Source organism: Streptomyces sp. NPDC020996, assembly GCF_040641355.1.
Taxonomy (GTDB): domain Bacteria; phylum Actinomycetota; class Actinomycetes; order Streptomycetales; family Streptomycetaceae; genus Streptomyces.
Genome location: NZ_JBFADM010000005.1, coordinates 42,978 through 56,992, shown reverse-complemented (window position 1 = coordinate 56,992; position 14,015 = coordinate 42,978). Strand labels below are relative to the sequence as shown.

Sequence of the window (14,015 nt, the reverse complement as noted above, 5' to 3'; positions counted from 1 at the left end):
ACGTGCCCGACACCAGCGGTTCGACCGGACGTACCCCGGAGACGCACGTCATCGACTTCCGCGCGGCCGAGCAACTGCTCAACGCGCGGGACCCGCGGGGCGCGGTGAAACTGCTCGACTCCGTCATCGCCGCCCACCCGGAGAACACCGCTGCCCGGCTGCTGCGCGCGCGTGCCTTCTTCGCCGCCGCCCAGCTGCGGCCGGCCGAGCTGGAGTTCACCGTCGTCCTGGAGCGCGAGCCGGACAACGCGTTCGCCCACTTCGCGCTCGCCCGCACCTACGAGCGGCAGGGCCGGCCCGACCAGGCCAGGCGGCACTTCCGGCTGGCAGCCGCGCTGGACCCCAACCCGCAGTACCTGCGGCGCGCCCGCTTCGAGTCGTCCTGACCTGTCCGACGGTCCGACCGGTCTACCGCCTCGGTTCGTCCGGTGGCAGGTACGGCGGGACGTCCCGCCCCGGCTGGTAGTGGGGGCCCTGGCGGATGTGCCTGAGGATCATGGTCATGTCGGTCATGACCAGCAGGAACAGCACCCCGCACGCGACCGCCCACCACACCTGCCCGACGAGGGCGAAGGCGACCGTGCCGAAGACCGACCACGCCAGCCCCCACAGGCTCAGCCAGAAGCGCATCCGCAGAGGACTGCGGGCGGTCGTGGGTTCACTGCCCGTACGCATCGGATCATCACTCCTCCCTGGCACGTACCGCTTCGGAGCGGAGGTCCGCCCGAAGCGTCCGGACAACGGGGCCGGGGATCCTGCTCGATCCCGCAGTACCCCACGAGGACGTCGGTGAACTGACGGGATTCGGCCCGTGCACACCGATGAGTTCCTGCCGGAGCGCCGGTCCAACCCTGTGACAGCATCACCGATCGCTTCCGCAGGAGATCCCCGTGTCCGAGACCACCGCTCCCGTCACCGCCGCTTCCCCCGCTTCCGGCACCGCGCGTTCCGTCGTCGCCGGGTCCGTGTTCCCGCGCGGCCGCCGCGCCCGGATCGCCCTGCGCACGGTGCAGGTGCTGCTCGCCCTCTTCTACGCCGTCGCGAGCGCCCTGCCGAAGCTGATCGCCCATCCCACGGCCGTCGAGTCGTTCGACAGGATCGGCTGGGGCAGCGCGGGCATGTACGCCATCGGCGCCCTGGAACTCGCCGGTGCCGTCGCCCTGCTGGTGCCGGTGCTCCAGTCGGTCGCTGCGGTCGCCCTGAGCGCGCTGATGGTGGGCGCGTTCATCGTCCAGATGACCGTCTTCGACGGGCAGAACGCGGCGACGCCCCTGATCCTCATGGTGCCGCTGGCGCTGATCGCCTGGGCCCGGCGGAGCTCCAACGCGGACCTGCTGCGGCTGGTGCGCGGACGTGGCTGAGCGCTCTGCCTCGCCCACGGCGGCGTCCGGCGGTGACGCGCGGGCCCGGGGGTTCGGACACCCCCGGGAGCGCCGCCCCCGGACGCCGCCGCCGTGCTTCACCGTCCGCCCGGCCGTCCCGCGCCACCGCCCGGCCGTCCCGAGCCACCGCCCGGCCGTCCCGCGCCACCGCCCGGCCGTCCCGCGCCACCGCCCATCAGGCCGCGCAGGCGTTCCAGCTCACGGCGGTCCCGCTTGGTGGGGCGGCCCGCGCCGCGGTCGCGGATGCCGGCGGGCGCGATCGCCTCGCGCGGCGGCGGGGGCGGCGAGTTGTCGACGTAGCACTGGACCGCCACGGGGGCGCCGACGCGCTTGCGGATCAGGCGCTTGACGACGACGACCCGCTCCCGGCCGTCGTGCCGCAGCCGTACCTCGTCGCCGACCCGCACGGAGTGCGAGGGCTTCACGTTCTGTCCGTTCACGCGCACGTGACCGCCCTTGCAGGCGGTGGCGCCCATCGAACGGGTCTTGATCAGGCGCACGGCCCAGATCCAGCTGTCGATGCGCACGGTCTCGCCGGGCGCCGGCCCGGCCGCCTCGGCCGCGGCGATCGCGTCGGCGACCTTGGGGTCGACGGCCTGCGCGCCGTCACTGGGGGCGGCCTGCACCTTGTCGGCGGCTTGCGCGTCGCCTGCGGGGCGCGTGTCGCCGGTGGCGCGCGCGTCGCTGCCCGCGGCCTGCGTGCCGCCCGCGGGCCGGCTGTCGGCCGCGGCCCGCGCGTCGCCCGTGTCGGGGCCCGCGGCCTGCGGGCCCCTCTCCTCGTCACCTTCCAGAGCCATGTTCCCGACCTTAGTCCTCCGCGCCGGGAGTCCCCGAAGGATTTCCGGTCCTGCCGGGCCGCGGCCCGGCCAGGAACACGGCACTGGTGAGGACGCCGAGGAGCACGACGGCGGCGTTCAGCGCGACCGCCGCCTTCAGGCCGCCGAGCACCGCCGCGGCGCCCGAGCCGGTCATCGCCGCCGTGGCGACGGCGCTCATGACCGGTGTGCCCATGGTGATGCCGATCTGCTGGGTCATCGTCGCCAGCCCGGTCGCCAAGCCCTGCTCGCGGTCGGCGAGCCCGGAGGTGGCGGTCACCATGAAGCCGACGATGACCAGCATGTTGCCGACCCCGCCGGCGAACGTACCCGCCAGCAGCAGCCACAGCCACGACCGGTCGGCGCCGAGACCGAGCAGCGCTGCCGTGGCGACGGCCTGCAGGAGACCGCCCGCGATCAGCGTCCGCCTGCTGCCGGTCCGCCCGATGAACCTCGGGGCCACCGAGCCGCCGACGACCGTGCCCAGGCCGAGCACACCGAAGCACAGCCCCGCGGACAGGGCCGAGAAGCCGAGCACCTCCTGGAGGTAGAGGGTCATCAGGAAGACGAGCGACGTCTCCGTCAGGAACGCGATCAGGCCGGCGACGTTGCCCCAGGCCACGGACCGCCGCCCGAGCACGCTCAACGGCACCAGCGGTGCGGCGACCCGGCGCTCGACGGCGAGGAACACCAGCAGCAGCACCGCCCCGGCCGCCAGGGACAGCAGCGCGCCGGGCGAGCCCCAGCCCTTCTCGCCGGCCCGGCTCAGACCGAACACCACCGCCAGCAGCCCGAGTGTGACGCTGACGGCGCCGGGCAGGTCCAGCTTCGGGCGCTCGGCCGGCCGGGACTCCCGCACCACCGCGGGCGCCACGACCAGGACGGCCACGGCGACCGGCACGTTGATGAGGAACGACCACCGCCAGGACAGCAGGTCCGTCAGCACCCCGCCGAGGATCGCTCCCGTGGTGAACCCGGCGGACATCAGCGCCCCGTTGAGGCCGAGCGCCTTCTCCCGCAGCGGGCCCTCCGGGAACGACGTGGTCAGCAGCGACAGGCCCGCCGGGGTCACCGCGGCCGTCGCCAGGCCCTGCAGGACCCTCGCCGTGATCAGTGTCTCCGGGCTGTGCGCCAGGCCGCCCAGCAGTGAGGCGGCGGCGAGGAGAGCCAGCCCGCCGAGGAACAGCCGGCGCCGCCCGAACAGGTCCGCCACCCGCCCGAACAGCAGCGTGAAGCCTGCCGCGCACAGGGCGAACGCGGTACCGATCCACTGCAGGTGCGCCAGCGAGAAGCCCAGGCCCTCACCGATCACCGGCAGGGCCACGTTCAGGATGGAGAAGTCCACGGCCAGCATGAACTGGGCCGCTAGCAGCAGCACCAGCACCAGCCGCAGGCGGGGGGTCAGGGCGGCCGGGGCGCGCCCGGCCGTCTCCCGGTCGATGACGGGCATGACGTCGTGTTCCTTCCTCTCACCGGCCTCGTGAACACGGCCCTCGTGAACACCGGCCTTCTGAACACCGGCCTTCGGGCCTTGTGGAAACCGGCCTCGTGAACGGTCGTGGAGGCAACGCTCGTCGGCGCCCGCCGGCCCAGCCAGAACCCTGTCCCGGGCAGCCGGCCCGAGGGTGGTCATGACATGACCACCCTCGGGCGTCCCGCTCGCACGGCCGGGCGGGCATGATGGCAGTGGTGTCCCCGAGCTGAGCGGAGGATGTGATGGACGCCTGGTCCGAGCTGGGTGACTTCCTCAAGTCCCGCCGGGCCGCGCTGCGCCCCGAGGACGTCGGCATCACCCCGCACCCCACCCGCCGCCGCGTCCCCGGCCTGCGCCGCGAGGAGCTGGCCATGCTCGCGGGCGTCAGCATCACCCACTACACGCGCCTGGAACAGGGCCGCGGGACGGGCGTCTCCGAGTCCGTGCTGGACGCCCTCGCGCGGACGCTGCGCCTCAGCGAGGACGAGACCGCGCACCTGAAGGACCTCGCCCGCCCCGGCACGGCGTCCCGGCCCGCCCCGCCCCGCGCGGAACACGTCAGCGCGTCGGCGCGGCAACTGATCGCGGCCATGACCGAGATACCGGCACTCGTCCTGGACCGCCGCGGCGACGTCCTCGCCTGGAACCGGCTGGGTCACGCGCTGCTGGCCGGGCATCTGCCGCCGGACGCCACCGCCGCGCCCGCCGCCCGCCCGAACCTGGTGCGGATGCTCTTCCTCGACGAGCGCTACCGGGAGCTGTACCCGGAGCGCGACGAGGAGGCCCGCCTCGCCGTCGCCTCGCTGCGACTGGCGGCCGGACGCCGGCCGGGCGACCGCGGCCTGGCCGAACTGATCGGCGAACTGTCCATGAAGTCGCCGGAGTTCGCGTCCCTGTGGGCCCGTCACCCAGTGCGCACCTGCACCTCGGGCGTCAAGCACCTGCGCCATCCGCTGGTCGGCGCGATGAGCCTCGCCTTCGAGAACCTGTGCGTGCCCGGCACCGCGGGGCAGCGGCTCATCGCCTACACCGCCGAGCCCGGTTCCCCGTCTGAGGCGGCACTGCGCCTGCTCGGCGGCGGCGTCACCGACGTACCGTTGGCGCATGGACAGCCTGGCCGAGCTTGACACCCGTGTCGCCGGGTGCGCCGCGTGTCCCCGGCTCGTGGAGTGGCGTCAGGAGGTCGGCCGGACCCGGCGTGCGGCCTTCCGGGACTGGACGTACTGGGCCCGGCCCGTGCCCGGCTTCGGACCCGCCGACGCCCCCCTGCTGATCGTCGGCCTCGCCCCGGCCGCCCACGGCGGCAACCGCACCGGCCGCATGTTCACCGGCGACCGCTCCGGCGACGTGCTCTACCAGGCGCTGTACGACGTGGGGCTCGCCTCGCAGCCGACCGCCGTGTCCGCCGACGACGGGCTGACGCTGCACGGCGTCCGCGTCACGGCGCCCGTGCACTGCGCCCCGCCCGGGAACAAGCCGACCCCGGCCGAGCGGGACACCTGCCGCCCCTGGCTGGTACGGGAACTACGGCTGCTGCGGCCGACACTGCGCGCGGTCGTCGTGCTCGGCGCCTTCGGCTGGCAGGCCGCGTTGCCCGCGTTCGCCGAGGCGGGCTGGGCGGTGCCCCGGCCGCGGCCGGCCTTCGCCCACGGTGCCCGCGTCCCGCTCGACGGCCTCGACCTCTTCGGCTGCTTCCACGTCAGCCAGCGCAACACCTTCACCGGCAGGCTCACGCCCGCGATGCTGCGGGAGGTGCTGCGCACGGCGGCGCGGGCGGCGGGGCTGCCGGTGACCGGCTGAGCCGCCGGCCCTCCGGACAACGGGCCTGCGTGTCGCCGGACTTGCCGTGCCAGGCGGGCGTACCTTCACGACAATGACCGGCATGAACCTTCCTGACGGACTCACCCCCCTGGCCGACGGGCTCCACCTGTGGACCCCCGGGCACACCGGCACCTGGGGCTACGCGAACTGCCTGCTCATCAGCTCCGGCCGACAGGCCGCCCTGGTCGACACCCCCTACGACCGGCCGATGACCGAGGCGCTGATCGCGGCGGCCGGGCGGGTGCTGCCGGACGGCGCGGCCGTGGAGACGATCGTCAACACGCACGTCAACGGCGACCACACCTTCGGCAACGGCTGCTTCCCCGGCGCCGAGATCATCGCCACCCGGGCCGCCGCCGAACACGTCTGCCGCGAACCGTCGCCGGCGCAGATGCACTTCCTCACCCACGGCACACCGGCCGACGAGCCCCTCGGCTGGTACGCCCGCGAGCACTTCGGCCGCTACCGGTACGAGGACGTCGAGGCGGTCCCGCCCACCCGCACCTTCAGCGGCCGGCACGAGCTGCGCGTGGGCGGCGTCGACGCCGAGCTGATCGAGGTCGGCCCGGCGCACTCGGCCGGCGACCTGGTCGTCCACCTGCCCGCGCAGCGCACCGTCTGCGCCGGGGACGTCCTCTTCCACGGCGACCACCCGGTCCACTGGAACGGCCCCCTCGCCGGGGTCGCCGCCGCCTGCGAGACGATCCTCGGCCTGGACCCCGAGACCGTGGTCCCCGGACACGGCCCGGTCATGACCCCGCAGGACGTACGCGACCAACTCGCCTATCTGCGCGGGCTCGAGGAACTCGTCCACGCCCGTCACAGGGCCGGCCTCACCGCGGCCGAGGCCGCCGCCGACATCATCGCCACCGGCTACCACGACCACCTCGGCCTGCCGGAACGGATCGTGATCCTGACCGCCGTCGAGTACCGGCACCTCGACGGCGACACCGGCGAACCGGACCTCGTCCAGCTCGCCGCGCGGGCCGCGGACTGGGCCTACCGCCACCGGGGCCCGGGAGGCCCGGGAGCGTCCCGCCCCTTCGTGCCGAACCCGGCGGAGGGTACGGCGACGGCAGCGGCCGGGGACTGACGTTCCGGCCGGCGGTGCGCTCAGGGACGCCAGACGTAGCGCACGTCCGGCTCGCGTTCCTCGTTGCCGCTGCCGTCCGTGTACTCGACGGCGACGAAGCCGTGCCGTTCGTAGAACCGGTGGGCGGGCTTGTTCACCTGGAAGGCCCACAGGCTGAGCCCGCCGGGACTGCGTTCCTTGGCGAGTGCGACGAACCGGTCCCCGAGACCCCGCCCGCGCCAGTCGGGGCGGAGGTAGAGCTGCGACAACTCGTCGTCGGCGAGCACCATCACACCGACGATCCCCGCTTCGGCGTCCGCCGCCACCCACGTCTCCCGCAGCGGCACGACCACCTCCCGGACGTGGTCGCGCACCTCGTCGTCGGAGCGCGGGCTGACGACCGTCGGCAGCGCGGCGCGGAAGGACCGCAGCCAGACGTCTGCGACGGCCGAGGCGTCGGCGGGCACGGCCCGGCGCAGAGTGACGGCGGACGATACGGAGGTCAAGAGCGGATCCCTTCGGCTGATGCCAGTTGCCAGTTGCCGGTAGCCGGTAGCCGGTGGCCAGTTGCCGGTTATAAGTGGTCAGTTGTCAGTTGTCAGTCGTCGAGGAGACGGTCGTCGGAGTGGGCGCCGTAGAACTCGCTCTGGCGCGCCATGAGGTCCCGCATGGAGGTGCCGCGCGGCACGCCGTACACCGTGCCGGGGAAGTCCAGCTCCTTCTGCACGGCCCACAGTTCGTCGTGCTGTCCGGGAGCGAAGAGCCGGGCCGTCGGCGCCCCGGCCGCGATCCATCCGATGGGGACGACGGTGCCGGGCGGCAGCACGGAGTTGACCTGGAGCACGCTGTTGATCCGCAACTCGCAGCCGGCGCCGGCCACCGCCCCCGGGAACACCGAGGCACCGGTGGCCACGAAGACCTCGTCCTCGATGGTCGCTCCGTTGACGTGTGCGTGCGGTCCGACGAGCACGGCATCGCCGATGACGGCGGGGTGCCCGGCCCGCCCGCGCACCAGGGCGTTCTCCATGACCACGACGTCCGAGCCGATGCGGACCTCCCCGTCCTCGGCGCTGAGCACGGCCCCGTGGAGCACTCTTGCCCGCTCACCGAGGACGACGGCGCCGCACAGGACGGCCGTCGGGGCGACGTACGCGGAGTCGGGGACGACAGGGCGCTGCCCACGGTGCTCGATCAACATACGGCTCTCCTGCGCTGCTCACGAGGGTTCGGACGGCGGACGTCCTGCCGATCGTCCGCCGTGCACGCCGGGCGCGCACCCGAATATCCGGCGGGGTGCCGGCGGGGCCCGCGGTCCGGCCACGACGGCCGACGGAAATCCATTCGACGTGCCGTACCCGCGGACGCTACCAATCCGACAGATCCGCGTAGCCGGGCGCCGCCCGAGCCGCGTTATCGCGCCGCTCCACCCAGCCGCGTCCCCGCGCCACCCCCGCCCTTCAGGAGCCGCACCCATGCCGTCCTCGCCGCCCTCCCTCGCCGACTCCGCGTTCCTCGACTCCACCGCCGACCGCCTCGCCGCCCTCCCCGCGGTCCGCGCCGTCGCCCTCGGCGGCTCCCGGGCCCAGGGCACACACCGCCCCGACAGCGACTGGGACCTGGCCGTCTACTACCGCGGCTCCTTCGACCCCGACGACCTCCGCGCCCTCGGCTGGGAGGGCGAGGTCTGCGACATCGGCGCCTGGGGCGGCGGAGTCTTCAACGGCGGCGCCTGGCTCACGATCGACGGGCGGCGCGTCGACGTGCACTACCGCGATCTCGACGTGGTGGAACACGAACTGACGCGGGCACGGGAAGGACGCTTCCGGGTGGAGCCGCTGCTGTTCCACCTCGCAGGCATTCCGACCTACCTCGTCGTCGCCGAACTCGCCGTCAACCAGGTGCTGCGCGGTGAACTGCCGCGCCCCGCGGTGTACCCGCCGGCGCTGCGCCGGACCGCCCCCGAACACTGGTACGGCATGGCCCGTGCGGCCCTGGACTACGCGAAGGCCGCTCACGTCCCCAGAGGAGCCGTCACTCAGGTCGCCGGCGCGGTCGCCCTGGCCGCGGCCCAGACGGCGCACGCGGTCCTCGCCGCGCGAGGGGAGTGGATCACCAACGAGAAGGGGCTGCTGGAACGGGCGGGCCTGCGCGAGGTCGACGCGCTCATGACCAACCTGACGCCGCGACAGGACGAACTCCTGCGGTCGGTGACCGAGGCCGAGGCGGTCCTGGACCGGGCCGTGACCGAATCCCGCAGGCCGTAGACCTGTAGGCCCGTAGGCCCGTAGGCCCGTAGGCCCGTAGGCCCGTAGGCCCGTAGGCCCGTAGACCCGTAGACCCGTAGACCCGTAGACCCGTAGAGCTGTAGGCCCGTAGAGCGGTAGAGCCGCAAAACCGTAGAACCGCAAAACCGTAGAACCGTAGAGCTGTAGAACCGCCCGTGGAGCCGCTGCCGCTGTGGGGAAAACGTCACATCACCGAAATGCCCGCGTTCCGTCTTTCCCGCGTATCCGATCTATCGTGGGCACCACACCTCTTCCGCCCGGCCACCGTCGCCCGAAGGCACACCCCGCCCTCGTCCGGACAGGAGCCCTGTGTCGCGCCCCGTCGCCGTTCCGCCCTGGCTCGCCCACGCCCTCCGTGCCCAGCGCGGCCCCGTCCCCTGGAACGCGGTCACACGGGGCGCCCTGTCCGCCGGGCCCCTCCTCGCCGGCGCCGTGCTCCTCGGCCGTACCTCGCTCGGCGTCGTCGCCGCCATCGCCGCCATGCTCGCCGGGATCAACGACCGGCCGGGCAGCCGCCGGGCGGCCGTGCACAGGATCGGGGGGCCGGCGCTCGCCGGGGCGGGCGGGCTGCTCGTCGGGACGTATGCCGGGAACCACGCCGGGGCCGTGGCGCTGACCTTCCTGCTCGCCGGTCTCGGGCTGCTGGCCGGCGGGGTGAGCGCCGTGGGTCCCGTCGCCTCCGGGGCCGGTACCCAACTGCTCGTCGCCTCCGCCGTCGGGGCCGGGATGCCGCTGCCCGACAGCGGACCGGCCAGGGCGCTGGCCTTCCTCGCCGGCGCCGGGTGGCTGCTCGGCCTGCGGCTGCTCCTGCCCACGCCCGGCTCGCTCGCGGGCGACTTCCGGTTCGACGGCGAGCGGGCCGCCGTGGCCGCCGTGTACGACGCCGTCGCCGACCTGCTCGACGCCGTCGGCGGTGACGACGCCCTCGTCCGGCGCGCCGCGCTCACCGCCGCCCTCGATCACGCGCAGGACGCGCTCTCCGGGCCCCGGCTGCGGCGGTACGCGTCCTCCTCCGCCGAGCGGCGGCTGCACGCGCAGTACGCCGCGGCGCTGCCGCTCGCCGAGGCGGCGACCGCGCTCGCGTGGGCCGGGGACGCCGTCGCCGGGCGGGCCTCCGAAGGGCCCCGGCGGCTCGCCGCCGCCGTACGCGGCAACGCCCCCACCGGGCCGCTGCCCGCGCCCCACCGGTCCGCGCCCGCCCTGCGCGCCCTCGACGACGCCCTGCTGCACGCCGCCGACGCCTTCGACCGGGGCCGGCCGAGCGACCTGCACACCCGGCGCCGCACCGCCGGGGAACTCCTGCGTGTGGCCTGCGGCGCCGGCGGCCGGGAGTACGGCCTGCGTGTCGCCCTGTGCTTCGGGGCCGGCGCCGCCGTCGCCCAGGCGCTGCACCACGCCCGCTGGCACGGGCAGCACCAGCACTGGTACTGGCTGCCCGCCACCGCCGTCTTCCTCGTCAAGCCCGATCTCGGGCCGCTCGTGTCGAGGGTGCTGTGCCGGGCGGCCGGGACCGTGCTGGGTGCCGTCGTCTTCGCCGGGTTCGCCGCCGTGCTGCCACGGCCGGAGGGGCTCATCGCGCTGGTCGCCGTCAGCGGGGCCCTCATTCCCGTCGCCACGCGTCACTTCGCCGCGCAGACCGCCGTCGTGACCGTCCTCGTCCTGGCCCTGGTGATGGTCGGCGGCGAGCCGCAGGCCTCCGTCAGCCGGATCGGGGAGACCCTGCTGGCGTGCGCGATCGTGCTCGTCGTCGGGCACCTGCCGATGCCGGGGCAGCGGGGCGGAGCGGTACGGGCCCGCCTGGCGGCGGCGAGCGCGGCCGCGCAGGCCTACCTCACCCAGGTGCTCGGCGAGTCCGCCGACCGCGCGGAGCGCTGGACGCTCCGCCGCGAGGCCTACCGCACGCTCGCCGAGGCCCGTGCCGCCATCGCCCTCGCCGCCGCCGAACTGCCCCCTCTCGCCCGGCACTCGGCGGGCGCGGACCAGGTCGTCGCCACCCTGGAACGGCTCGTGGACACGACCACCGCCTGCGCCGTCCACCTCGACGACTCGGGACGCCTCTCACCCCGTCATGCGCGGCAGCTCGCCGAACTGGTGGAGGAGTTCGGGCAGGGGCGCGGACCGGCGGGCCTGTCACTGCCCGAGCTGCCCGTCGCCGGCCTTCCAGGGCACGCCCGGTCCTAGTCAGGTCCTCGCGGGCGCCGTGCGTCACGGACCACCGAGGGTCACAGCGAGTGGGGAATCGGAACAGAAAGTGACAATGATCGTCGTAGAGTGATCAAGCCCTCACACTCCGCGCGGAACAAGTGTCAAGTACGTCTCAGTCCCGCAACCGGACGGGGCTTTCCGGCTGTCCAGGGCGTTAACTCCTACAAGCTACGACGCTTTACTGGAGGTGCAGGGTGGTGAACGGGCGAACAGTGCTCGAACGCTTTCCCGCGGGCGGGCCGCGAGGATCGTGGCCCGCGGAGGAGTTCGCACACGCGCGGCGTCAGGAAGGTCTGCCCGCCGAGGTTGTCATGGACCTCGCGACCGACACGTTCCTGGTGATCGTCCGCACCGGCGAGGCCGCCGACGCGACGGCCTGAGGGTCGGCCCGCCTCCGGGCGGGCACCCGGCCGCGAACTGCTCCGCCCGCACGCCGCTGCAGCTCCGCCTGGGTGCGGCCGCCTCGGACATGGCCACCTGGGAAGCGGTCACCTCGGGTGCGGCCACCCGTCGGCCGCGTCCTCGGTCTCACGGGTCAGTACAGCTAGGCGGTCACCGAACGGGACCACGTCGGGGTCGTGCCCGTCACCCGGCACAGCGCCAGGTACAGCGGGATCGGCGGGGTGTACGGCAGCGTGCCGTCCGGCTTGTGGATGAGGCCGGGTACCGCCGGGGCGTCCGGAACGACCGCCCCGGCGGCGTACTCGGCGGGCGCGGGCCACTCCAGCGCGTAGTCCGAATCGGAGGGCACGATCCACCACCAGTGCGTCTCGTCGGCGTAGACGCACCCCACCCGGGGCAGCCGGGGCAGCACCAGGGGGCCGAGGCGGGCGGGCACCGACACCGCGTCGCAGCCCAGCGGAGCCGTCATGCCCTCCGGCACGGGCAGCCGCCGGGGCGTCCCCGGCGAGTGCAGCCCGCGCCGCAGGCGGACCAGCGTGTCCAGGCTCAGCACCTGACCGCCGGACGCAGCCCTCACGCCCATGCGCCCCCCGTCCCGTACCGCGATTCCGTTTCGTCCTCGTCGCCCGGCCCGTCGGCCGGACCGGGCTTGGGCCGGGCTCCCCAGCCCAGGTCGTTGCACGGCCCGCAGTCGTGCCGGGGCTCGTCGGCCTTGCGCGGCAGTTCTGCCCAGACCAGCAACCCCGGGCCGTGCTCCTGGGCGCCCCAGGCGCGACAGAGCGAGTCGATGAGGAGCAGTCCCCTCCCGTGCTCCTCTTCGGGCCGCGCCCGCGCCGGATGGGGCTCACCAGGCGTGCAGCCCTGGTCGCGCACGGCTATGCGCACCAGGTCGTCGCCGTCGTGCAGCTCGCAGACTATGTGCCTGCTCGCGGTGTGCACGACGGCGTTGGTGACCAGCTCGGAGATCACCAGGGCCGCCGTGTCGCAGACGTCCTCGCACACCGACCAGCCGTTCAGCCAGGCCCTGGCCAGGCGTCTGGCCTGCGCGGGAGAGCCTGGATGTGCGGCCAGCTCGAAGCGGAACCGGCGCTCGGCGGCGGCCCGGTCAGGGGTCACCCCCGTGGTGGCGCCGAGACCGACCGGGCGGTCTGCGGCAGCGTCTGTTCCTAAGGGCGCGGACGGAATCACGCTTGCCACTATCTCCCCGGCGTGAACACTTGGCAAGTGTCACTCTGAAAAATGCAGAGTGCGGTGTGACGTTGTGGACGGTCATGGCACACTGCTCGCAACAGCACCTCGAACGGCGCCAGTTGGGATCAACGGGGATCCGCACAGATCTTCGAATGGGTCTTCGAATGGCGCCGTCGGGCTGTCAGGATTCATTCGTGGAGGTGGAGCGTGAGCGAGCCGCGGTCCGCGCCGACGGTCGGTCAGGTCGTCCTCGGTCGCCGTCTGCTGGACCTGCGGGAACGTGCCGGACTCAAGCGCGAGGAGGCCGCCCGTGTCCTGCGTGTCGCGCCGGCCACCGTCCGCCGCATGGAGATGGCCGAGGTCGGGCTCAAGATCCCGTACCTCCAGCTGCTGCTCAAGTCCTACGGCGTCGCCGACGAGGAGGCCGAAGCCTTCGTCCAGCTCGCCGAGGAGGCCAACAAGCCCGGCTGGTGGCAACGTTTCCACGACATCCTGCCCGGCTGGTTCTCGATGTACGTCAGCCTGGAGGGCGCGGCGAGCCTCATCCGCTCCTACGACCCGCACTTCGTCCCCGGCCTGCTGCAGACCGAGGACTACGCCCGCGCCGTCATGCGCTCGGGTGCCCTCGGCCAGACCCAGCCCGAGGACATCGAGCGCCACGTCGCGCTGCGCATACAACGCCAGGAACTGCTCACCCGTCAGGACGCGCCCCACTTCTGGGCGGTGTTCGATGAGACCGCACTGCGCCGCCCCGTCGGCGGCCCGGAGGTGATGCGTGCTCAGATCGACAAACTGCTCGAGGCCACGAAGCTGCCCAACGTGACCCTGCAGGTCGCGCCGTTTGCGAACGGGCCGCATCCCGGCACGTTCGGGCCCTTCGTGCTGTTCCGATTTGCCATGTCAGAACTGCCGGACATGGTCTACAGCGAGTACCTGACCGGCGCCGTCTACCTCGACGCGCGCGCCGAGGTGGCGACCCACCTCGAGGTCATGGACCGCATGGCGGCGCAGGCCGCTACGGCACATCGCACGAAGGAGATCCTCCGGGATATCCGCAAGGAGCTGTGAATGGAACGCATCAAGCCACGCAAACACGTCTATAACGGCATGCCCGCACGGGAGCTGGGCAGCGAGGGCTGGCACAAACCGTGGAGCGGCGGCAACGGCGGCAACTGCCTGGAGGCGATGAAGCTCGCCGACGGCCGGATCGCCGTCCGCCAGTCGACCGACCCGGACGGGCCCGCGTTGATCTACACCACCGACGAGATGACCGCCTTCATCGAGGGCGCCAAGGCGGGTGAGGCCGACTTCCTGCTGTCCTGAGCCATGTTTTCAGCCGATTGTGTTCATCGACCCCTCTCCCACCGG

17 protein-coding genes are annotated in these 14,015 nt (G+C 73.5%); 10 read left to right on the top strand and 7 right to left on the bottom strand.

Annotation, left to right across the window (positions count from 1 at the left end; genetic code table 11):
* Positions 1-2: 2 nt before the first annotated feature.
* Entirely contained in the window at positions 3-386 is a 384-nt protein-coding gene (locus AB0G63_RS05520; protein WP_360744672.1) for a tetratricopeptide repeat protein, read from the top strand.
* Between the two features lie 22 nt (positions 387-408).
* Here AB0G63_RS05520 and AB0G63_RS05515 read toward each other — a convergent pair whose 3' ends face one another.
* On the bottom strand, positions 409-675 hold the full coding sequence (locus tag AB0G63_RS05515) for a DUF6343 family protein (RefSeq protein WP_360744669.1): 267 nt from the start codon (positions 673-675) through the stop codon (positions 409-411).
* Between the two features lie 215 nt (positions 676-890).
* Between AB0G63_RS05515 and AB0G63_RS05510 the strand changes: the two genes are divergently transcribed.
* On the top strand, positions 891-1,361 hold the full coding sequence (locus tag AB0G63_RS05510) for a DoxX family protein (RefSeq protein WP_360744666.1): 471 nt from the start codon (positions 891-893) through the stop codon (positions 1,359-1,361).
* Between the two features lie 98 nt (positions 1,362-1,459).
* On the opposite strand, the gene AB0G63_RS05505 is transcribed toward AB0G63_RS05510, so the two are convergent.
* Together AB0G63_RS05505 and AB0G63_RS05500 are read right to left on the bottom strand one after the other, a co-directional pair.
* On the bottom strand, positions 1,460-2,179 hold the full coding sequence (locus AB0G63_RS05505) for an RNA-binding S4 domain-containing protein (RefSeq protein ID WP_360744663.1): 720 nt from the start codon (positions 2,177-2,179) through the stop codon (positions 1,460-1,462).
* Between the two features lie 10 nt (positions 2,180-2,189).
* Complete coding sequence (locus AB0G63_RS05500; RefSeq protein ID WP_360744660.1) at positions 2,190-3,647, bottom strand: MFS transporter; 1,458 nt, start codon at positions 3,645-3,647, stop codon at positions 2,190-2,192.
* Between the two features lie 266 nt (positions 3,648-3,913).
* Here AB0G63_RS05500 and AB0G63_RS05495 point away from each other — a divergent pair, with 266 nt between their 5' ends.
* The 3 genes from AB0G63_RS05495 to AB0G63_RS05485 all read left to right on the top strand — a co-directional run bounded on the left by AB0G63_RS05495 (position 3,914) and on the right by AB0G63_RS05485 (position 6,585).
* Complete coding sequence (locus tag AB0G63_RS05495) at positions 3,914-4,798, top strand: helix-turn-helix transcriptional regulator (protein ID WP_360744657.1); 885 nt, start codon at positions 3,914-3,916, stop codon at positions 4,796-4,798.
* Positions 4,776-5,471: a uracil-DNA glycosylase gene (locus tag AB0G63_RS05490; protein WP_360744655.1), complete on the top strand. Its 696-nt coding sequence runs from the start codon at positions 4,776-4,778 to the stop codon at positions 5,469-5,471. Before AB0G63_RS05495 ends, AB0G63_RS05490 begins: the two co-directional genes overlap by 23 nt.
* Positions 5,472-5,553: 82 nt before the next feature.
* Positions 5,554-6,585, top strand: a complete 1,032-nt coding sequence (locus AB0G63_RS05485) for an MBL fold metallo-hydrolase (protein WP_360744652.1) — start codon at positions 5,554-5,556, stop codon at positions 6,583-6,585.
* A gap of 20 nt (positions 6,586-6,605) precedes the next feature.
* Here AB0G63_RS05485 and AB0G63_RS05480 read toward each other — a convergent pair whose 3' ends face one another.
* Positions 6,606-7,070, bottom strand: coding sequence for a GNAT family N-acetyltransferase (locus AB0G63_RS05480; protein ID WP_360744649.1), 465 nt, complete (start codon positions 7,068-7,070; stop codon positions 6,606-6,608).
* 92 nt (positions 7,071-7,162) lie between these two features.
* Positions 7,163-7,762, bottom strand: coding sequence for a gamma carbonic anhydrase family protein (locus tag AB0G63_RS05475; protein ID WP_360744646.1), 600 nt, complete (start codon positions 7,760-7,762; stop codon positions 7,163-7,165).
* A 274-nt stretch (positions 7,763-8,036) separates the two neighbouring features.
* On the opposite strand from AB0G63_RS05475, the gene AB0G63_RS05470 reads away from it, so the two are divergent.
* The 3 genes from AB0G63_RS05470 (at position 8,037) to AB0G63_RS05460 (ending at position 11,434) form a co-directional block, all read left to right on the top strand.
* Positions 8,037-8,828: a nucleotidyltransferase domain-containing protein gene (locus AB0G63_RS05470; RefSeq protein WP_360744643.1), complete on the top strand. Its 792-nt coding sequence runs from the start codon at positions 8,037-8,039 to the stop codon at positions 8,826-8,828.
* Between the two features lie 330 nt (positions 8,829-9,158).
* Positions 9,159-11,030 carry an FUSC family protein gene (locus tag AB0G63_RS05465; protein ID WP_360744641.1) on the top strand — a complete coding sequence of 624 codons (1,872 nt, stop codon included), beginning with the start codon at positions 9,159-9,161 and terminating at the stop codon, positions 11,028-11,030.
* A gap of 218 nt (positions 11,031-11,248) precedes the next feature.
* A complete protein-coding gene (locus AB0G63_RS05460; protein WP_324783632.1) occupies positions 11,249-11,434 on the top strand; it encodes a hypothetical protein in 186 nt (61 codons plus the stop codon).
* A 164-nt stretch (positions 11,435-11,598) separates the two neighbouring features.
* On the opposite strand, the gene AB0G63_RS05455 is transcribed toward AB0G63_RS05460, so the two are convergent.
* Positions 11,599-12,039, bottom strand: coding sequence for a hypothetical protein (locus AB0G63_RS05455; protein ID WP_360744636.1), 441 nt, complete (start codon positions 12,037-12,039; stop codon positions 11,599-11,601).
* A complete protein-coding gene (locus tag AB0G63_RS05450) occupies positions 12,030-12,653 on the bottom strand; it encodes an ATP-binding protein (protein ID WP_360744633.1) in 624 nt (207 codons plus the stop codon). The genes AB0G63_RS05455 and AB0G63_RS05450 overlap by 10 nt, the downstream gene beginning before the upstream one ends.
* 201 nt (positions 12,654-12,854) lie before the next feature.
* Here AB0G63_RS05450 and AB0G63_RS05445 point away from each other — a divergent pair, with 201 nt between their 5' ends.
* Positions 12,855-13,715, top strand: coding sequence for a helix-turn-helix transcriptional regulator (locus AB0G63_RS05445; RefSeq protein WP_360744630.1), 861 nt, complete (start codon positions 12,855-12,857; stop codon positions 13,713-13,715).
* Complete coding sequence (locus AB0G63_RS05440) at positions 13,716-13,970, top strand: DUF397 domain-containing protein (protein WP_324783627.1); 255 nt, start codon at positions 13,716-13,718, stop codon at positions 13,968-13,970. It begins immediately after the preceding gene.
* Positions 13,971-14,015: the final 45 nt, after the last annotated feature.

Coding starts and splice junctions, on each gene's coding strand:
- AB0G63_RS05455 (WP_360744636.1), bottom strand. CDS start 12,039: ATGGGCGTGAGGGCTGCGTCCGGCGGTCAGGTGCTGAGCCTGGACACG.
- AB0G63_RS05495 (WP_360744657.1), top strand. CDS start 3,914: ATGGACGCCTGGTCCGAGCTGGGTGACTTCCTCAAGTCCCGCCGGGCC.
- AB0G63_RS05485 (WP_360744652.1), top strand. CDS start 5,554: ATGAACCTTCCTGACGGACTCACCCCCCTGGCCGACGGGCTCCACCTG.
- AB0G63_RS05440 (WP_324783627.1), top strand. CDS start 13,716: ATGGAACGCATCAAGCCACGCAAACACGTCTATAACGGCATGCCCGCA.
- AB0G63_RS05505 (WP_360744663.1), bottom strand. CDS start 2,179: ATGGCTCTGGAAGGTGACGAGGAGAGGGGCCCGCAGGCCGCGGGCCCC.
- AB0G63_RS05475 (WP_360744646.1), bottom strand. CDS start 7,762: ATGTTGATCGAGCACCGTGGGCAGCGCCCTGTCGTCCCCGACTCCGCG.
- AB0G63_RS05500 (WP_360744660.1), bottom strand. CDS start 3,647: ATGCCCGTCATCGACCGGGAGACGGCCGGGCGCGCCCCGGCCGCCCTG.
- AB0G63_RS05515 (WP_360744669.1), bottom strand. CDS start 675: ATGCGTACGGGCAGTGAACCCACGACCGCCCGCAGTCCTCTGCGGATG.
- AB0G63_RS05470 (WP_360744643.1), top strand. CDS start 8,037: ATGCCGTCCTCGCCGCCCTCCCTCGCCGACTCCGCGTTCCTCGACTCC.
- AB0G63_RS05490 (WP_360744655.1), top strand. CDS start 4,776: ATGGACAGCCTGGCCGAGCTTGACACCCGTGTCGCCGGGTGCGCCGCG.